This window comes from Variovorax sp. 350MFTsu5.1 (assembly GCF_048302515.1).
GTDB lineage: Bacteria > Pseudomonadota > Gammaproteobacteria > Burkholderiales > Burkholderiaceae_C > Variovorax > Variovorax guangxiensis.
In genome coordinates, this window is record NZ_CP157620.1 from 5,290,652 (window position 1) to 5,307,091 (window position 16,440).

Sequence of the window (16,440 nt, forward strand, 5' to 3'; positions counted from 1 at the left end):
GATCGCGTCGGTGCCTCAGCGTCTATATCGGCAACGGCCACCGAAAGTTGAGGGCCCTGCCGCTCAGAACTCGGTCCAGTCGCCCTTGCCGTCGCCAGCCATGGCCAGCTGCGGTGCACCCGCGGGCTCCTTGCGCGTCGGCAGGGCCTTGGCGGGACGCTTCGGTGCCGGCCTGGCCGGCTTGGGAATCGGCGTGATGCGCGTGAAGCCCGGCCGCACGGTGGCGACGGCGTTGGCGTCGAGCTTGAAGATGCTGACGGCTTGCACGAGGCTGCTGGCCTGCTCCTGCAGCGATTGAGCCGCTGCGGAGGCTTCTTCCACCAGCGCGGCATTCTGCTGAGTGACCTGGTCCATCTGCGTGATGGCCTGGTTGATCTGCTCGATGCCAGAGGTCTGTTCCTGGCTCGCCGCGGTGATCTCGCCCATGATGTCGGTCACGCGCTTGACGCTGCCCACGATCTCTTCCATCGTGCGGCCCGCTTCTTCCACCTGCTTGCTACCTTCCTCGACCTTCTCCACGGAATCGCCGATCAGGGTCTTGATCTCCTTGGCTGCAGCGGCCGAGCGCTGAGCCAAACTCCGGACTTCCGAAGCCACGACAGCGAAGCCCCGGCCTTGCTCGCCGGCTCGGGCTGCCTCGACGGCCGCATTCAGCGCCAGGATGTTGGTCTGGAAGGCGATGCCGTCGATCACGCCGATGATGTCGACGATCTTCTTGGACGAGGCATTGATCGAGCCCATGGTGTCGACGACCTGGGAGACCACACTGCCGCCCTTGACCGCGACTTCGGAGGCCGACACAGCCAGCTGATTCGCCTGTCGCGCGTTGTCCGCGTTCTGCTTGACCGTCGAGGTCAGCTCTTCCATCGAAGCTGCCGTCTGCTCCAGCGAACTCGCCTGCTGCTCCGTGCGCGAAGACAGGTCCTGGTTGCCCGAAGCGATCTCGCTCGAAGCCGTCGCGATGGTCTCGGTGCCTGTGCGCACCTCGCCCACCACCTTCGCAAGGCTCGCATTCATCTCGCGCAGCGCATGCATCAGCTTGCCCGTCTCATCGCGGCTTTCCACCGTGATGTTCGAGCTCAGGTCGCCCGCGGCGACCGTCTGCGCGACCTCCACGGCGTGTCCCAGCGGGCGCACGATGCCCACCGTCAGGCGCCATGCGAACAGCGCGCCCAGCGCCAGCGCGATCACCGACAGCACCAGCAGCGTCTGCTCGCCGGTCGTGTGATCGGCTTCGATGCCCTTTGCCAACTCGTCGATGCGATCGCGCTGGTAGGCGGCGAGCTTGCCCACGGCCTCCTCGTAGACGGCGAGCGCGGACGCGAACTGCGTGTCGGCCATCACCATGGCCTCCTCGTCCTTGCCTTCGGCCTTGAGCTTGTTGATGTTCCCGATCACCGTCAGCACCACGCTGCGCGGATCGGCGATGGCGGAGTACAGCTTCTTCTCCTCGGGCGAGGTCAGCAGCTCCTCGAGCTTCTTCTGCACCGGGTTGATCTGCGCCGACTTGTCGGCCCGCGCCTTCTCGAAATAGGCGATCGACTTGGGATCGGTCGCCTTGACCATCGCGAAGGAGTTCGCGACCGCGGGCCCGAGCAGCACGGCCCACTGGTTGGCCAGCCGCTCCTTGACCAGCGCGCGCTGCATCATGTCTTCCGTGGCCTTGCCCACGCTCGCCAGCCGCAGCATGCCAGTGGCCGCGATGACCGCCATCAGGAGCAGAACGGCTGCAAAGCCGAGGCCCAGGCGGGTTCCGATTCTCAGATCCTTCAGGTTCATTTGACTTCCTCTTGCTCTATTCAGAATTCGGTCCAGTCGCCCTTGGCATCGCCGGCCATGGCGAGCTGCGGGGCTGCTGCGGGTTGTTGACGGGTGGGCAGGCCCTTGGCGGGGCGCTTCGATGCAGGCTTGGCGGGTTTGGGAATCGGTGTGATGCGCGTGAAGCCGGGGCGCGCGGTGGCCACCGCGTTCGCGTCGAGCTTGAAGATGCTCACGGACTGGACGAGGCTGCCGGCCTGCTCCTGCAGCGACTGCGCCGCTGCGGAGGCCTCTTCCACCAGTGCCGCGTTCTGCTGCGTCACCTGGTCCATCTGCGTGATGGCTTGATTGACCTGCTCGATGCCCGAGGTCTGTTCCTGGCTCGCTGCAGTGATCTCGCCCATGATGTCGGTCACGCGCTTCACGCTGCCCACGATCTCTTCCATCGTGCGGCCTGCTTCTTCCACCTGCTTGCTGCCTTCCTCGACCTTCTCCACGGAATCGCCGATCAGGGTCTTGATTTCCTTGGCTGCTGCTGCAGAGCGTTGAGCCAGGCTGCGAACCTCCGACGCCACGACGGCGAAGCCCCGGCCCTGCTCACCTGCCCGGGCTGCCTCGACGGCCGCATTGAGCGCCAGGATGTTCGTCTGGAATGCGATGCCGTCGATCACGCCGATGATGTCGACAATCTTCCTGGACGAGGCATTGATCGAGCCCATGGTGTCGACCACCTGGGACACGACACTGCCGCCCTTCACTGCCACTTCCGAGGCCGACACAGCGAGCTGGTTCGCCTGACGGGCGTTGTCGGCGTTCTGCTTGACCGTCGAGGTCAGCTCTTCCATCGAGGCTGCCGTCTGCTCCAGCGAACTCGCCTGCTCTTCCGTACGCGACGAAAGATCCTGGTTACCCGAGGCGATCTGGCTGGATGCCGTCGCGATCGTGTCGGTGCCTGTGCGCACCTCGCTCACGATCTTCACGAGGCTGTCGTTCATGCCCTTCAGCGCTTCGAGAAGCTGCCCGGTCTCGTCGGTCGTCCGCGCCTCGATGCGGCTGGTGAGGTCCCCGCCGGCCACCGACTGCGCGACCTTCACCGCCTCCTCCAGCGGACGGGCGACGATGCGCGCGATCCACAGCGCCAGCCCGAGGCCCAGCACCACGGCGCCCAGCAGCAGGCCCAGCACCCAGAGCCTGGCCTGCTGGTGCACGGCGTTGGCGGTCTCGCCGGCGCGGACCGCGCCCGCGAGGTTCACCTGCGTCAGCCTGTCGAGCGCGGCATTCATCTCGCGGCTGAGCTGCTGCGACTTGCCGCGGATCATCGCGCTGGCCTGGTCGGTGTCCTGCGTGTGCGAGATGGCGACGATCTTCCGGTGCTCCAGCTCGTACTGCGCAAGAAGCTTCTCGAATGCCGGGAAGATCTCGCGCTCCTCGGGTTCCGATATGAAGCCCGCGTACTCGGCACGCATCTTCTGCAGCGCGGCCCACGATTCGTCCATCGCCTTCTCGTACGCGGCCATCTCGTTGAACGAACCCGACAGGGCATGCGCCATTTCCTGCGAACGGTAGTTCGCCACCATGCCCTTGAGCTCGAGCAGGGCGCGCGTGGCGGGCAGCCAGTTGGTCGAGAGCTCCGTGGAGGTCTCGTGCACCTTGGAAAGCTGCAGCATCGAGATCACGCCCAGGCAGGCCGTGAGCACGAGGACCGCGACGAACGACACGAGCAGCTTGGTCGCGATCTTGAGGTTGTAGAAAGCTTTGATGATCTTTTCCTTGGAGGCCTGAAGGGCCGATTCGGTGTTCCGGTTTTCTTTGCGGTCCAGGCCCGCGTTCAGAACTCTCGCCAGTCGCCGTCGCCAGCCACGGCCAGCTGCTGCGGGGTCGGCAGCGACGGTTCGACATGGGCCAAGGGTGGCTTTCCGGCTTGCGCCCGGGGCGCGGCATGGCTGCCGCTTGCGTCGAGCTTGAAGATGCTTACCGAGCGCACGAGGTTTCCGGCCTGCTCCTGCAGCGACTGCGCGGCGGCGGAGGCTTCCTCGACCAGCGCGGCGTTCTGCTGAGTGACCTGGTCCATCTGCGTGATCGCCTGGTTGATCTGTTCGATGCCCGAGGTCTGTTCCTGGCTCGCTGCAGTGATCTCTCCCATGATGTCGGTCACACGCTTGACGCTGCCGACGATCTCTTCCATCGTGCGGCCGGCCTCTTCCACCTGCTTGCTGCCCTCCTCGACCTTCTCCACCGAGTCGCCGATCAGGGTCTTGATTTCCTTGGCTGCAGCGGCAGAGCGTTGTGCAAGGCTGCGAACCTCGGAAGCGACGACAGCGAAGCCCCGGCCTTGCTCGCCGGCTCGGGCTGCCTCGACGGCCGCATTCAGCGCCAGGATGTTGGTCTGGAACGCGATGCCGTCGATCACGCCGATGATGTCGACGATCTTCTTGGACGAGGCATTGATCGAGCCCATGGTGTCGACGACCTGTGAAACGACACTGCCGCCCTTCACCGCCACTTCGGAGGCCGACACAGCCAGCTGATTGGCCTGACGGGCGTTGTCCGCGTTCTGCTTGACCGTCGAGGTCAGCTCCTCCATCGAAGCCGCCGTCTGCTCCAGCGAGCTCGCCTGCTGCTCCGTGCGCGAAGACAGGTCCTGGTTTCCTGCCGCAATCTGCTCCGAAGCCCTGGCGATGGTGTCGCTCGAATCCTTGATCTCCACGACGATCGACGTCAGCTGCGACTGCATCTTGCGGATGGAGTGCAGCAGGCTGCCGTCGTGCGCGGCGTCGGCGCTGACAGCCAGCGACAGGTCGCCGTCGGCGATGCGGCCGACCACGTCGGCGGCGTATTGCGGCTCGCCACCGAGCTGCCGCCCCATCAGGCGCGCCACCAGCACACCCAGCCCGACGCTGGCCACGATGCCGGCCAGCGCCAGACCCAGCATCGTCAGCCTGGAGGCCTTGTAGGTTCCGTCGGCCTGCTCGGCGCGCTCGCGTGCATGGTCCTTGCTGTAGGCGACCATGCGCTGGAGCACCTCTTCCAGGCCGCGCGATTCCTTCAGCAGGCGCGTGCTGTCCTCGCTCACCTGGCTGTCGAACTGGGTGCTGTCCAGCGGCTGCTTCTTCAGCAGCGTCACGAAGTCATTCATGCGCGTCGTCAGCGGCCCGATCAGTCCTTCGAACTGGCCGAACAGCTTCGCGCCTTCTTCGGTCTCGCTGAAGAAGGATTTCACCTCGGCCGCGCGCGCCGTGAGATTCTCGATGGACGCCTTGATCTCGTTCGCGCCCGCATTGCGCTCGCCGAGCGTGCCGGCCGACAGCAGCGTCATCTGCGCGCGGCTGGCATACAGCAGGCGGATGTTGGCTTCCTGTACGCCCTGCAGGGCGCGAAGCTCGTTGGCGTAGAGCGCTTCGGTCGATGCGCTGATGCGCCCCATGTGGAAGATGCCGAGCGCACTCACGGCGGCACCGATTGCCGCGACCACGAGGAAGCTCAGGATCAGCCGGACCGTGACGCGAAGGTTCTGGAACCACTGCATTGTCTTGTTTGCCATCTTCTTCTGCCTCATGCCGCCGGTGCCGAGAACGCCAGCCGATGGGCCGGACCGGCAGCGTGGCTGCCACCGAGGCGGAACACGCCCACCACCTGCGACAGGCTTCCGGCCTGCTCACGCAGCGACTGGGCCGCTGCGGAGGCCTCCTCGACCAGTGCGGCGTTCTGCTGCGTCACCTGGTCCATCTGCGTGATCGCCTGGTTGATCTGCTCGATGCCCGAGGTCTGCTCCTGGCTCGCCGCCGTGATCTCGCCCATGATGTCTGTCACGCGCTTGACGCTGCTCACGATCTCTTCCATCGTGCGGCCGGCCTCTTCCACCTGCTTGCTGCCCTCCTCGACCTTCTCGACGGAATCGCCGATGAGGGTCTTGATCTCCTTGGCCGCTGCGGCGGAGCGCTGGGCCAGGCTGCGCACTTCCGAGGCCACGACTGCGAAGCCTCGGCCTTGCTCGCCCGCACGTGCGGCTTCAACGGCAGCGTTCAACGCCAGGATGTTGGTCTGGAACGCGATGCCGTCGATCACACCGATGATGTCCACGATCTTCTTGGACGATGCATTGATCGACCCCATCGTGTCGACCACCTGCGAGACGACGCCGCCACCCTTGACCGCGACTTCGGATGCGGACACGGCCAACTGGTTCGCCTGCCGTGCGTTGTCCGCGTTCTGCTTGACCGTCGAGGTCAGCTCTTCCATCGAGGCCGCCGTCTGTTCCAGCGAACTCGCCTGCTGCTCGGTGCGCGACGAAAGATCCTGGTTGCCCGAAGCGATCTGGCCCGAAGCCGTCGCGATGGTTTCCGTGCCCGAGCGCACCTCGCCCACCACCTTCGCCAGGTTCGTGTTCATCTTCCGAAGCGCTTCCATCAGCTGCCCCGCCTCGTCGCGGCTTCGCACTTCGATGTTCGCGCTCAGGTCGCCCGCGGCCACCGTCTCGGCCACCTGCACGGCCTGCGCCAGCGGGCGCACGATGCTGCGCGAGATGAAGAACGCGAAGACGCCGCCGCTGATCACGACCAGCACGGTCAGCAGCAGCTGCAGGTTGAAGCTGCGGGTGTTGGCCGCGTCGATGGCCTCGCTCATGTCGTCGATGGCCTTGCGCTCCAGCGACAGCAGATCCAGCACGCGGGTCTCATAGGCCTTGGCTGCCGGCTGGAAGATTTCCTTGAAGACGCGCGCTGTCGCCACCGTGTCGCCGCCGGCCTTGGCCTTGCCCACGTCGTCCTTCGCCGTCTGGTACTTCGCCCGCAGTTCGAGGATGGACTTGAGGATCGCTTTTTCCTCCTCCGTCACCAGCAGCTTCTCGACCTTGGAGATGGTCTCGCTGCCCTTCTTCACGCTGTCGGAGATGACGTCGGCGAAGACCACCGGCAGGCTCTCGTCGGTGGTGCGGGCGATCATCGAGGTGCGCGCGATGGCCGAGTAGGTCAGTACGTACCAGTCGGAGATGAGCCGCTCCTTCGCGAGCGGACTGCGCATCATGATCCGCGTGGCTTCCGCGTTGTTGCGCGACGAGACCAACGCGATGGCGGTCGAGACCACGGTCAGGCCCAGGACGATGGCGAAAGCCAGCGCCAGCCGGTTGCCGATGCGAAGGTTGGAGAGGAAGTTCATGATGCGGACATTCAAGAGTGGAAGGTTGAAAACCGGGCCGACCCTGCAGTGCTCCGGCCGTGGTCCTGGCTCAGGCGGTGGCGGCTGCTTCGACCAGTCCCATCTCCTCGCTGGACATGAGCCGGTCGATGTCCACCAGGATCAGCATCCGCTCTTCCAGCGTGCCCAGCCCGATCAGGTAGTCCGCGTCCAGCACCGATCCCATCTCCGGCGCCGGCTTGATCTGCTCTCCCGTCAGCGTGATCACGTCCGACACGCTGTCCACCACCATCCCCACCACGCGGCCGCCGATGTTCAGCACGATCACCACCGTGAACTGGTCGTACGTCGGCTCGCCCAGCTTGAACTTGATGCGCATGTCGATGATCGGAACGATGATCCCCCGCAGGTTCACCACCCCCTTGATGTACTCCGGCGCGTTCGCGATCCGCGTCACCGCGTCGTACCCGCGCAGCTCCTGCACCTTCTGGATGTCTATGCCGTATTCCTCTTCGCCAAGCTTGAAGGTCACCACCTCCAGGCGGCTCACGCCGGTGGCGGAAGAGCCCGAGGCGGCTTGTTGCATGGGATCTCTTGCCTTGTTCAGCATCTTTTCTTCTCCGGTTTGATTGGGGTTGCGTGGTTCTTCAGGCGGGTTCCGCGACGGCCTCTGCGGCCTCGGCCCTGAAGACGCGCACGGCTTTCACGAGGCCATCGGCCTGTTCCTGCAATGACTGGGCTGCGGCCGAGGCCTCCTCGACCAATGCGGCGTTCTGCTGCGTGACCTGGTCCATCTGCGTGATGGCCTGGTTGATCTGCTCGATGCCCGAGGTCTGCTCCTGGCTCGCCGCGGTGATCTCTCCCATGATGTCGGTCACGCGCTTGACGCTGCCCACGATCTCTTCCATCGTGCGGCCGGCCTCTTCGACCTGCTTGCTGCCCTCCTCGACCTTCTCGACCGAGTCGCCGATCAGGGTCTTGATCTCCTTGGCTGCTGTTGCGGATCTTTGGGCCAGGCTGCGGACTTCCGAAGCGACGACAGCGAAGCCGCGGCCCTGCTCACCGGCTCGGGCGGCTTCAACGGCAGCGTTCAGCGCGAGGATGTTGGTCTGGAACGCGATGCCGTCGATCACACCGATGATGTCCACGATCTTCCTGGACGAGGCATTGATCGAACCCATGGTGTCGACGACTTGGGAGACCACACTGCCGCCCTTGACCGCGACTTCGGATGCGGACACGGCCAGCTGGTTCGCCTGCCGCGCGTTGTCCGCGTTCTGCTTGACCGTCGAGGTCAGCTCTTCCATCGATGCCGCCGTCTGCTCCAGCGAACTCGCCTGCTGCTCCGTGCGCGAAGACAGGTCCTGGTTGCCCGAAGCGATCTGGCTCGAAGCCGACATCACGCCCGTCACGTTGGCGCCCACGTCCGCGACGATGGCGAACAGGTTCGCGCTCATCTGGTTGAGCGCGCGCAGCAGCCCGGTGATTTCGTCGCCGCGCCGCACGTCGAAGCGCACGAGATCGCCGCCCGCGATGGCGCGCGCCACGTGCACTGCCTCGTCGAGCGGCCGGAACACGGTACGCACCAGGAACTGGCCCAGGCCCAGCCAGGACAGCGCGAAACCCGCGCCTGCGGCGGCCATGGCGCCTGGCAGCCAGCTCTGCGCACCGGCGGAGGCAACCAGCCGCGACGCTTCCATCCAGCCGAAGACGCCCAGCCCCAGCGACAGCAGCGCCCCCATGCCGGTCGCGCCGAAGACGCGCTGGCGCACGGGAATGCGGCGCAGCCGGGCCAGCGGGTCCTTCCAGCCGCGCGAGACCACTTCGCCCTGCAGCAGTTCGATGTCCTTCGCCCGACCCTCGCGGATGCGGGCATACAGCGCTTCGGCCTCGGCCACCTCGGCACGACCCGGCTTGCTGCGCACGGACATGTAGCCTTGCGTGCGGCCGTCGCGGCGGATGGGCGTGACATTGGCGAGCACCCAGTAGAAGTCGCCGTTCTTGCGGCGATTCTTGATGAGGCCGGTCCAGGGAAGTCCCTGCCCCAGCGTCTGCCACAGGTCGGCAAATGCTTCGGGCGGCACGTCGGGGTGGCGCACGATGTTGTGCGCCTTGCCCATGAGTTCGGCCGCGGTGAAGCCGCTGGCCTCGACGAAAGCGGGGTTGACGTAAGTGATGCGACCCTTCATGTCGGTGCGGGACACCAGGGCGGCGTCCGGCGACAGTTCGTACTCGATGCCGGTGACGGGAAGATTGACGCGCATGGTCCGTTCGTCCTCCCCTCAGGCCGGGATCAGGCGCAGCCGCGCGACCAGGCTCATCCGCACGATCGCCTGATTGATCCACCCGGAGTCCATGGTCAGGGCCATCGGCGTCGGTGCCGCCGCGAAACCCGGGCCGGGCCGAGTGCCGTTTGTCAGATCCTTCAAGCTCATACCTCTTTCTTCCTTCTCTAGCGTGAGACCGGGCCGCCGCATTCGATGGATGCACCAGCACCGTCGTCCTGTTATCGGCACGTGCGCGCCAGAGTTGAGCCCTTTGTTATCAGAAAGTGGTCCATTCGTTAGCGTCGGCGCCGGCCATGGCCAGCTGGCGCACGGGCTCGCCGCCTTTCTCGCTGCCTTCCGGTCCGCGCGCGTAAAGAGCATTCACCGGCTTCGCTATGGGGGTGATGCGGCTGGGACCCGGACGCTGCGCGGCACTGATGCCCGCGCCCTGATCCAGCTTGAAGATGCCCACGGTCTGCACGAGGCTTCCGGCCTGCTCCTGCAGCGACTGCGCGGCGGCGGAGGCTTCCTCGACCAGCGCGGCGTTCTGCTGCGTCACCTGGTCCATCTGCGTGATGGCCTGGTTGACCTGCTCGATGCCCGAGGTCTGCTCCTGGCTCGCCGCGGTGATCTCGCCCATGATGTCGGTCACGCGCTTGACGCTGCCGACGATCTCGTCCATCGTGCGGCCGGCTTCTTCCACCTGCCTGCTGCCCTCTTCGACTTTTTCCACCGAGTCGCCGATGAGGGTCTTGATCTCCTTGGCTGCTGCTGCAGAGCGTTGAGCCAGGCTGCGAACCTCCGACGCCACGACGGCGAAGCCCCGGCCCTGCTCACCTGCCCGGGCTGCCTCGACGGCCGCATTGAGCGCCAGGATGTTCGTCTGGAATGCGATGCCGTCGATCACGCCGATGATGTCGACCACCTTCCGGGACGACGCATTGATGGACTCCATGGTGTCCACCACCTGCGACACCACCATGCCGCCCCTGGTCGCGACTTCGGACGCCGAGACCGCCAGCTGGTTTGCCTGCCGCGCGTTGTCCGCGTTCTGCTTGACGGTGGAGGTCAACTGTTCCATCGACGCCGCCGTCTGCTCCAGCGAGCTCGCCTGCTGCTCCGTGCGCGAAGACAGGTCCTGGTTGCCCGAAGCGATCTGGCTCGAAGCCGTGGCGATCGTGTCCGTGCCGAGGCGGACTTCGCCGACCACCTTGGCAAGGCTCATGTTCATGTGCTTCAGCGCCTGCATCAGCTGGCCGGCCTCGTCGCGGCTTTCAACGCGGATGTCCACGCGCAGGTCGCCGGCAGCCACGGTCTCTGCCACTTCGACTGCATGGCCCAGCGGCCGCACGATGCCCGAGCTCAGGCGCCACGCGAACAGCGCACCCAGCACGACGGCAACGGCAGCCAGCGACAGCAGCATGATCCGGCCTGCGGCATGGTCTTCCGCGATGTCGCGGGCGGCCACGTCGATCTCGTCGTGCTGGTGCTGGTCCAGCCTGTCGACTGCGATGCCATAAGCTGCCAGCGCCTCGGAGAAGGTGGTGTCGACCATCTTCTGCGCTTCTTCGATCCGCCCCCGGTCCTTGAGCGTTGTCAGGTTCGTCACAATCTCGCGCACCCTGGTTCGCGCGACCATGATCTTTTCGTAGAGCTCTTTCTCCTCCGGCGTGCTCAGCCTCGACTGGAACTCTTTCTGGACCGAGGAGATACGCTCCATGCCGGTCGACTGGAGCTTGGCGAAATAGGCTTCGAGCGTGGCATCCGGCGCCTTGATCATGGCAATGGTGGCGACCGAGGTCGACCTGAGATTGCTCTGCCATTCGCCGGCCAGGCGTTCCTTTGCCAGCGCCTGGGTCATCATCTTCTCCGTGGCCTGGCTCACGTTGGCCAGCCTCCATAGCCCGATGCCGGCCATGCAGGCCACAAGCAACAGCATCACCGCAAAGCCCAGCCCCAGGCGTGTGCTGATTCTCAGGTCCTTGAATCTCATACTTCCTCCTCCGATGACAGGGGACGGCACCCATGCTTGCGCGACATGCGCAACACCGTCACCCCGCTATCGGCATCGGAATCTCGGACCTTCAATTTGTTAACTCAGAACTCGGTCCAGTCACCCTTGGCGTCGCCGGTCATGGCGAGTTGCGGGGCGGCCGAGGGCTCCTTGCGCGAGGGCAAGGCCTTGGCGGGACGCTTCGGCGCCGGCCTGGCGGGCTTGGGGATCGGGACGATGTGCGTGAACCCGGGACGCACGGTGGCCACCGCGTTCGCGTCGAGCTTGAAGATGCTCACGGACTTGACGAGGTTGCCCGCCTGCTCCTGCAGCGATTGAGCCGCTGCGGAGGCTTCTTCCACCAGTGCCGCGTTCTGCTGCGTCACTTGGTCCATCTGCGTGATGGCTTGATTGATCTGCTCGATGCCCGAGGTCTGTTCCTGGCTCGCCGCGGTGATCTCGCCCATGATGTCGGTCACACGCTTGACGCTGCCCACGATCTCTTCCATGGTGCGGCCGGCCTCTTCCACCTGCTTGCTGCCCTCCTCGACCTTCTCCACCGAGTCGCCGATGAGGGTCTTGATTTCCTTGGCTGCCGCGGCAGAACGTTGCGCAAGGCTGCGCACTTCCGAAGCCACGACAGCGAAGCCACGGCCTTGCTCACCTGCACGTGCGGCTTCAACAGCAGCGTTCAGCGCGAGGATGTTGGTCTGGAAGGCGATGCCGTCGATCACGCCGATGATGTCCACGATCTTCTTGGACGAGGCATTGATCGAGCCCATGGTGTCGACGACTTGGGAGACCACACTGCCGCCCTTGACCGCGACTTCGGACGCAGACACAGCGAGCTGGTTCGCCTGTCGCGCGTTGTCCGCGTTCTGCTTGACCGTCGAGGTCAGCTCTTCCATCGAAGCTGCCGTCTGTTCGAGCGAACTCGCCTGCTCTTCCGTACGAGACGAAAGATCCTGGTTGCCCGAAGCGATCTGCGCCGAAGCCGTCGCGATCGTGTCGGTGCCCGTGCGGACCTCGCTGACGATCCTGGCGAGGCTTTCGTTCATTTCCCTGAGGGCATGCATCAGCCGGCCGGTCTCGTCCTTCGACGCCACCTCGATGCGCGAGCTGATGTCGCCTGCGGCGACCTTTTCGGCCACCTGCACGGCCTGGCCGATGGGCCGGGTGATGGAGCGCGTGATGAGCCATGCGATGCCTGCGCCGATGAGCACGGCGAAGCTGGCCAGCGCCAGCATCAGGTTGCGCGACCACGCATAGCCTTCGCCTGCCTCCTGGTTGGCCTCCATGGAGCGTCTCTCCTGGTGCTCGGCCATCGCCTCGAGTTCCGCGAGCGCGGCCCTCACGGCGGGCTGGAACCTGGAGATGAAGAGCGCTGTCGCCTCTTCGTTCCTGTTCTGCAGCGCCGCCTCGCTGATCTGCGCATTCAGGGGCACGAGCACTGCCACCTTCTCGTCGATGCGCGCGAGCAGCGCCTTGCCCTCCGGCGTGGCGAGCAGCTTGGCCAGCGCGCCCCGGCTTTCGGTGAAGCGCTCGCGCGCAGCGGCGACCTTCTTCGACTCCGCCCGCATGGCCGCGTCGTCGGTCAGGAGAATCATGTTGCCGTCGAGGATCGCAATGTCGCGGATCGCGTCCAGCATCCTGTTCACCAGGACCACCTTGACGTTGTTGCCGGTGACGATGCCGTTGAGCCGCGACTGGATGTCGGTCATCGCGCTGAGGCCGAGGCCGGCAATGCCTGCCAGCAGCAGAAGGACGGCGGCAAAGCCCGCGCCGAGGCGGGTGCCGATCTTGAGATTGAGAAGCGAATTCATGGGGAAAGGTTTTTTTCGGAAATCTTCGTGTTGACGTGCTCGAGCAGCCGATCCAGCCGGTCGGACACCTTGGCTGCGTCATGGGTGGAACGCGTGACCGATCGCATGACGAGCCAGACGATGGCGACGGCGGTCAACAAGGCCGCCACGCCGAGCACGAACACTGTCTGCTGCGCCCACTCGTAGCCCGCACCGGCCTGGAAGCCGAGACTCAGGGCGATCGCGAGCAGGAGCAGCAGGATGGCGAAGCGCGCGCCGATGCGCAGGGCTCGCCTGGGACTGATACGCGTGCGCATGGGTTTTCAGGCCGGCAGGGCTTCCTCTTGCGCGTCGAGCTTGAAAGTGCTGACCGCGCGCACGAGGCTGTCGGCCTGCTCCTGCAGCGATTGCGCGGCGGCGGAGGCTTCCTCGACCAGCGCGGCGTTCTGCTGCGTCACCTGGTCCATCTGCGTGATGGCCTGGTTGATCTGCTCGATACCCGAGGTCTGTTCCTGGCTCGCTGCGGTGATCTCGCCCATGATGTCGGTCACGCGCTTGACGCTGCCCACGATCTCTTCCATCGTGCGGCCGGCCTCTTCCACCTGCTTGCTGCCCTCCTCGACCTTCTCGACGGAATCGCCGATGAGGGTCTTGATTTCCTTGGCCGCAGCGGCAGAACGTTGTGCAAGGCTGCGAACCTCGGAAGCCACGACAGCGAAACCCCGGCCTTGCTCACCTGCACGTGCGGCTTCAACGGCAGCGTTCAGCGCGAGGATGTTGGTCTGGAACGCGATGCCGTCGATCACGCCGATGATGTCGACGATCTTCCTGGACGAGGCATTGATCGAGCCCATGGTGTCGACAACCTGCGAGACGACACTGCCGCCCTTCACCGCCACTTCCGAGGCCGACACAGCCAGCTGATTGGCCTGCCGCGCGTTGTCGGCGTTCTGCTTGACCGTCGAGGTCAGTTCTTCCATCGAGGCCGCCGTCTGTTCGAGCGAGCTCGCCTGCTCTTCCGTACGCGACGAAAGATCCTGATTCCCCGCCGCGATCTGCCGCGAAGCGACCGCGATAGAGTCCGTGGATGCCTTGATGCGCGTCACCAGGTCGGTCAGCGTGTCTTCCATCTCGCCCATGCCGCGCAGCAGCCGGCCGAAGTCGCCGCCACGCTCGGTTTCGAATTCCTGGCTCAGGTCGCCCGAAGCCACGGTCTCGGCGATCAGCAGCGCTTCGCCGATGGGTTGCACGATGCTTCGCGTCAGCAGCCATGCGGTCGCCGTGCCGGCAACCAGTGCCAGACAGGCGAGCACCACGATCCAGCTGCGGCCCGAACGGTACTTCGCGTCGATGGCGGCGGCGGTCCTGTCGATCTCCTGCTGCTGGAGACTCACCATGGCCCGGATGCTCGCGTCGTAGGCGTCCAGCGCGGGCATGAGCTGCGCGTCGGTCAGCCTGGCCGCGTCTTCCTTGCGGCCGTCGGCCTTGAGCTTGAGGATCTGGTTGCGCAGTTCCACGTATTCGCCGCGCTTCTTCTTGATGTCGGCGCTCAGCGCCAGTTCTTCGGGCGAGGCCAGCACGGCTTCGAGCTTCTTCTGCGTCTCGGTGATGACGGCGCTGGTGGCCGAGATGTTCTTCTGCAGATAGGCCTGCACGGCCGGGTCTTCGCTCTTGAGCAGCGAGAAGGTGCGCACGCTGTTGGTGTTGGTGGCCAACTGCCATGCGGCCGCAAGCCGCTCCTTGGCCAGCGAGGCGCCGGCCATCGCCTGGGTCGCATCACCCACAGCCTGCAGCCGGAGCACGCCGATGCCCGCGATGAGCACCACCAGCGCCAGCACGCATGCGAAGACGACGCCCATGCGCCGTCCGACCGTCCAGTTCTTCATCATGTCCGTGTCTCCTGTCGGAACCTCTGTCTCGTGGTTGTGTGGGTTCGGGCCCGGATCGGACGCTCAGGCGGCCATCTTCTCGACCAGTCCCATCTCCTCGCTGGACATGAGCCGGTCGATGTCCACCAGGATCAGCATCCGCTCCTCCAGCGTGCCCAGCCCGATCAGGTAGTCCGCGTCCAGCACCGATCCCATCTCCGGCGCCGGCTTGATCTGCTCTCCCGTCAGCGTGATCACGTCCGACACGCTGTCCACCACCATCCCCACCACGCGGCCGCCGATGTTCAGCACGATCACCACCGTGAACTGGTCGTACGTCGGCTCGCCCAGCTTGAACTTGATGCGCATGTCGATGATCGGAACGATGATCCCGCGCAGGTTCACCACCCCCTTGATGTACTCCGGCGCATTCGCGATCCGCGTCACCGCGTCGTACCCGCGCAGCTCCTGCACCTTCTGGATGTCTATGCCGTATTCCTCTTCGCCAAGCTTGAAGGTCACCACCTCCAGGCGCGTGCCCGCGCCCTGAGGTTGCGGCGCCTGTGCGTGCCGGATTGCGGTTGCTGCTGCGGTCTCTGCCATGGCTTTTCCTTGGTGCGGCGAGCGCTGTGGCGGCTCAGCCGAATTTCTGCATGATGCGAACCAGCTTCTCGCCGTAGCGCGGGTCGGTCGCGTAGCCCGCGCGCTGCAGGCCGTGGGCCGCCTCGTTCGGGTCGTCGGTCGCCAGCACGTTCGCGTAGCGCGGGTTGCGGGTGATGAAGCGTGCGTAGTCGGTGAAGGCTTCCTCGTACGAGGCGTAGGCGCGGAACTTCGCGCGCACCTTCTGCGGTTCGCCGTCGACGTACTCGGTGGTCGTGGTCTCGACCGTCGCGCCTTTCCAGCCGCGGTCTGCCTTGATGCCGAACAGGTTGAAGCTCTGCGTGCCGTCGTCGGCGCGGATCTCGCGCTTGCCCCAGCCCGACTCGAGCGCGGCCTGCGCGAGGATCAGCGGCGCGGGCACGCCGCTGGCCGTGCTCGCGGCCTGCGCCGATGCGCCCATGCGGCCCACGAACTCGTCGACCTGCCCCTGCAGCGAACCGGCGCTCGCGCCCTGCGCGCGCCGGTCGCTGTTGAACTGGTAGATGCCGAGGTCCGCGGTGCGCGCGGTCGAGGCGACGGGCGCCGAACCGATCGGAATGCCCGCGCGCGCACCCAGGGGAAAACCTGGCGCGAGCGGCTCCAGCTGCATCGGCCTCACGCCGATCTCCGCATCGGCCTGCGCGTCGGGCGGGCCCGACGGCATGCTGCGGCGCAGCTGCGCAAGCATCGCCTCGGCCAGCCCCACGCCGCGCCCCGAGAGGTTCTGCGTGAGCTGCTGGTCGAACATCGACAGGTATACCTTCTGGTCCTGGCTGTCGAAGAGCCCGCTCGACGGCGTCGCCTCGCGCATGCTCTTGAGCACCATGTTCATGAACAGCGCCTCGAACTGCCGCGAGACCTGCTGCAGGCCCTCCTCGGGCGAGCTGCGCACGGTGCGCCGCAGCGCATCGACGCCCTGCACGTCGAGCGCAAAGCGCTGGTCGAGCGCACCGCTGCGGTCGTTGGCCGATACCGTCATC

At 65.6% G+C, this 16,440-nt stretch carries 13 protein-coding genes; all 13 read right to left on the minus strand.

Going from position 1 to position 16,440, the window contains the following annotated elements; genetic code table 11:
• Positions 1 to 63 precede the first annotated feature (63 nt).
• The 13 genes from ABL843_RS23985 to flgJ all read right to left on the minus strand — a co-directional run bounded on the left by ABL843_RS23985 (position 64) and on the right by flgJ (position 16,439).
• On the minus strand, positions 64 to 1,779 hold the full coding sequence (locus tag ABL843_RS23985) for a methyl-accepting chemotaxis protein (RefSeq protein WP_418117585.1): 1,716 nt from the start codon (positions 1,777 to 1,779) through the stop codon (positions 64 to 66).
• 20 nt (positions 1,780 to 1,799) lie between these two features.
• Positions 1,800 to 3,518 carry a methyl-accepting chemotaxis protein gene (locus ABL843_RS23990; RefSeq protein WP_418120509.1) on the minus strand — a complete coding sequence of 573 codons (1,719 nt, stop codon included), beginning with the start codon at positions 3,516 to 3,518 and terminating at the stop codon, positions 1,800 to 1,802.
• A 68-nt stretch (positions 3,519 to 3,586) separates the two neighbouring features.
• Entirely contained in the window at positions 3,587 to 5,284 is a 1,698-nt protein-coding gene (locus ABL843_RS23995; RefSeq protein WP_418120510.1) for a methyl-accepting chemotaxis protein, read from the minus strand.
• A 26-nt stretch (positions 5,285 to 5,310) separates the two neighbouring features.
• On the minus strand, positions 5,311 to 6,912 hold the full coding sequence (locus ABL843_RS24000; RefSeq protein WP_418117586.1) for a methyl-accepting chemotaxis protein: 1,602 nt from the start codon (positions 6,910 to 6,912) through the stop codon (positions 5,311 to 5,313).
• Positions 6,913 to 6,982: 70 nt separating this feature from the next.
• Complete coding sequence (locus ABL843_RS24005; protein WP_126023294.1) at positions 6,983 to 7,477, minus strand: chemotaxis protein CheW; 495 nt, start codon at positions 7,475 to 7,477, stop codon at positions 6,983 to 6,985.
• Between the two features lie 61 nt (positions 7,478 to 7,538).
• Complete coding sequence (locus tag ABL843_RS24010) at positions 7,539 to 9,155, minus strand: methyl-accepting chemotaxis protein (protein ID WP_418117587.1); 1,617 nt, start codon at positions 9,153 to 9,155, stop codon at positions 7,539 to 7,541.
• 18 nt (positions 9,156 to 9,173) lie between these two features.
• Positions 9,174 to 9,326: a hypothetical protein gene (locus tag ABL843_RS24015; protein WP_165909652.1), complete on the minus strand. Its 153-nt coding sequence runs from the start codon at positions 9,324 to 9,326 to the stop codon at positions 9,174 to 9,176.
• Positions 9,327 to 9,435: 109 nt separating this feature from the next.
• A complete protein-coding gene (locus ABL843_RS24020; RefSeq protein ID WP_418117588.1) occupies positions 9,436 to 11,151 on the minus strand; it encodes a methyl-accepting chemotaxis protein in 1,716 nt (571 codons plus the stop codon).
• Between the two features lie 104 nt (positions 11,152 to 11,255).
• The gene (locus ABL843_RS24025; RefSeq protein ID WP_418117589.1) at positions 11,256 to 12,974 is read right to left on the minus strand and encodes a methyl-accepting chemotaxis protein; all 1,719 of its coding nucleotides are present in this window, start codon (positions 12,972 to 12,974) and stop codon (positions 11,256 to 11,258) included.
• Entirely contained in the window at positions 12,971 to 13,270 is a 300-nt protein-coding gene (locus ABL843_RS24030) for a hypothetical protein (protein WP_369661080.1), read from the minus strand. Before ABL843_RS24030 ends, ABL843_RS24025 begins: the two co-directional genes overlap by 4 nt.
• 6 nt (positions 13,271 to 13,276) lie before the next feature.
• Positions 13,277 to 14,842 carry a methyl-accepting chemotaxis protein gene (locus tag ABL843_RS24035; RefSeq protein WP_418117590.1) on the minus strand — a complete coding sequence of 522 codons (1,566 nt, stop codon included), beginning with the start codon at positions 14,840 to 14,842 and terminating at the stop codon, positions 13,277 to 13,279.
• Positions 14,843 to 14,905: 63 nt separating this feature from the next.
• The gene (locus ABL843_RS24040; RefSeq protein WP_126023289.1) at positions 14,906 to 15,424 is read right to left on the minus strand and encodes a chemotaxis protein CheW; all 519 of its coding nucleotides are present in this window, start codon (positions 15,422 to 15,424) and stop codon (positions 14,906 to 14,908) included.
• A 34-nt stretch (positions 15,425 to 15,458) separates the two neighbouring features.
• Positions 15,459 to 16,439: a flagellar assembly peptidoglycan hydrolase FlgJ gene (gene flgJ / locus ABL843_RS24045; RefSeq protein WP_418117591.1), complete on the minus strand. Its 981-nt coding sequence runs from the start codon at positions 16,437 to 16,439 to the stop codon at positions 15,459 to 15,461.
• Position 16,440: the final 1 nt, after the last annotated feature.

Excerpts from the sequence above, each read along its gene's own strand:
- ABL843_RS24040 (WP_126023289.1), bottom strand. The coding sequence starts at position 15,424 with ATGGCAGAGACCGCAGCAGCAACCGCAATCCGGCACGCACAGGCGCCG.
- ABL843_RS24005 (WP_126023294.1), bottom strand. The coding sequence starts at position 7,477 with ATGCAACAAGCCGCCTCGGGCTCTTCCGCCACCGGCGTGAGCCGCCTG.
- ABL843_RS24035 (WP_418117590.1), bottom strand. The coding sequence starts at position 14,842 with ATGATGAAGAACTGGACGGTCGGACGGCGCATGGGCGTCGTCTTCGCA.
- ABL843_RS23995 (WP_418120510.1), bottom strand. The coding sequence starts at position 5,284 with ATGCAGTGGTTCCAGAACCTTCGCGTCACGGTCCGGCTGATCCTGAGC.
- ABL843_RS24030 (WP_369661080.1), bottom strand. The coding sequence starts at position 13,270 with ATGCGCACGCGTATCAGTCCCAGGCGAGCCCTGCGCATCGGCGCGCGC.
- ABL843_RS24000 (WP_418117586.1), bottom strand. The coding sequence starts at position 6,912 with ATGAACTTCCTCTCCAACCTTCGCATCGGCAACCGGCTGGCGCTGGCT.
- ABL843_RS24010 (WP_418117587.1), bottom strand. The coding sequence starts at position 9,155 with ATGCGCGTCAATCTTCCCGTCACCGGCATCGAGTACGAACTGTCGCCG.
- ABL843_RS24025 (WP_418117589.1), bottom strand. The coding sequence starts at position 12,974 with ATGAATTCGCTTCTCAATCTCAAGATCGGCACCCGCCTCGGCGCGGGC.
- ABL843_RS24015 (WP_165909652.1), bottom strand. The coding sequence starts at position 9,326 with ATGAGCTTGAAGGATCTGACAAACGGCACTCGGCCCGGCCCGGGTTTC.
- ABL843_RS24020 (WP_418117588.1), bottom strand. The coding sequence starts at position 11,151 with ATGAGATTCAAGGACCTGAGAATCAGCACACGCCTGGGGCTGGGCTTT.
- flgJ (WP_418117591.1), bottom strand. The coding sequence starts at position 16,439 with ATGACGGTATCGGCCAACGACCGCAGCGGTGCGCTCGACCAGCGCTTT.
- ABL843_RS23985 (WP_418117585.1), bottom strand. The coding sequence starts at position 1,779 with ATGAACCTGAAGGATCTGAGAATCGGAACCCGCCTGGGCCTCGGCTTT.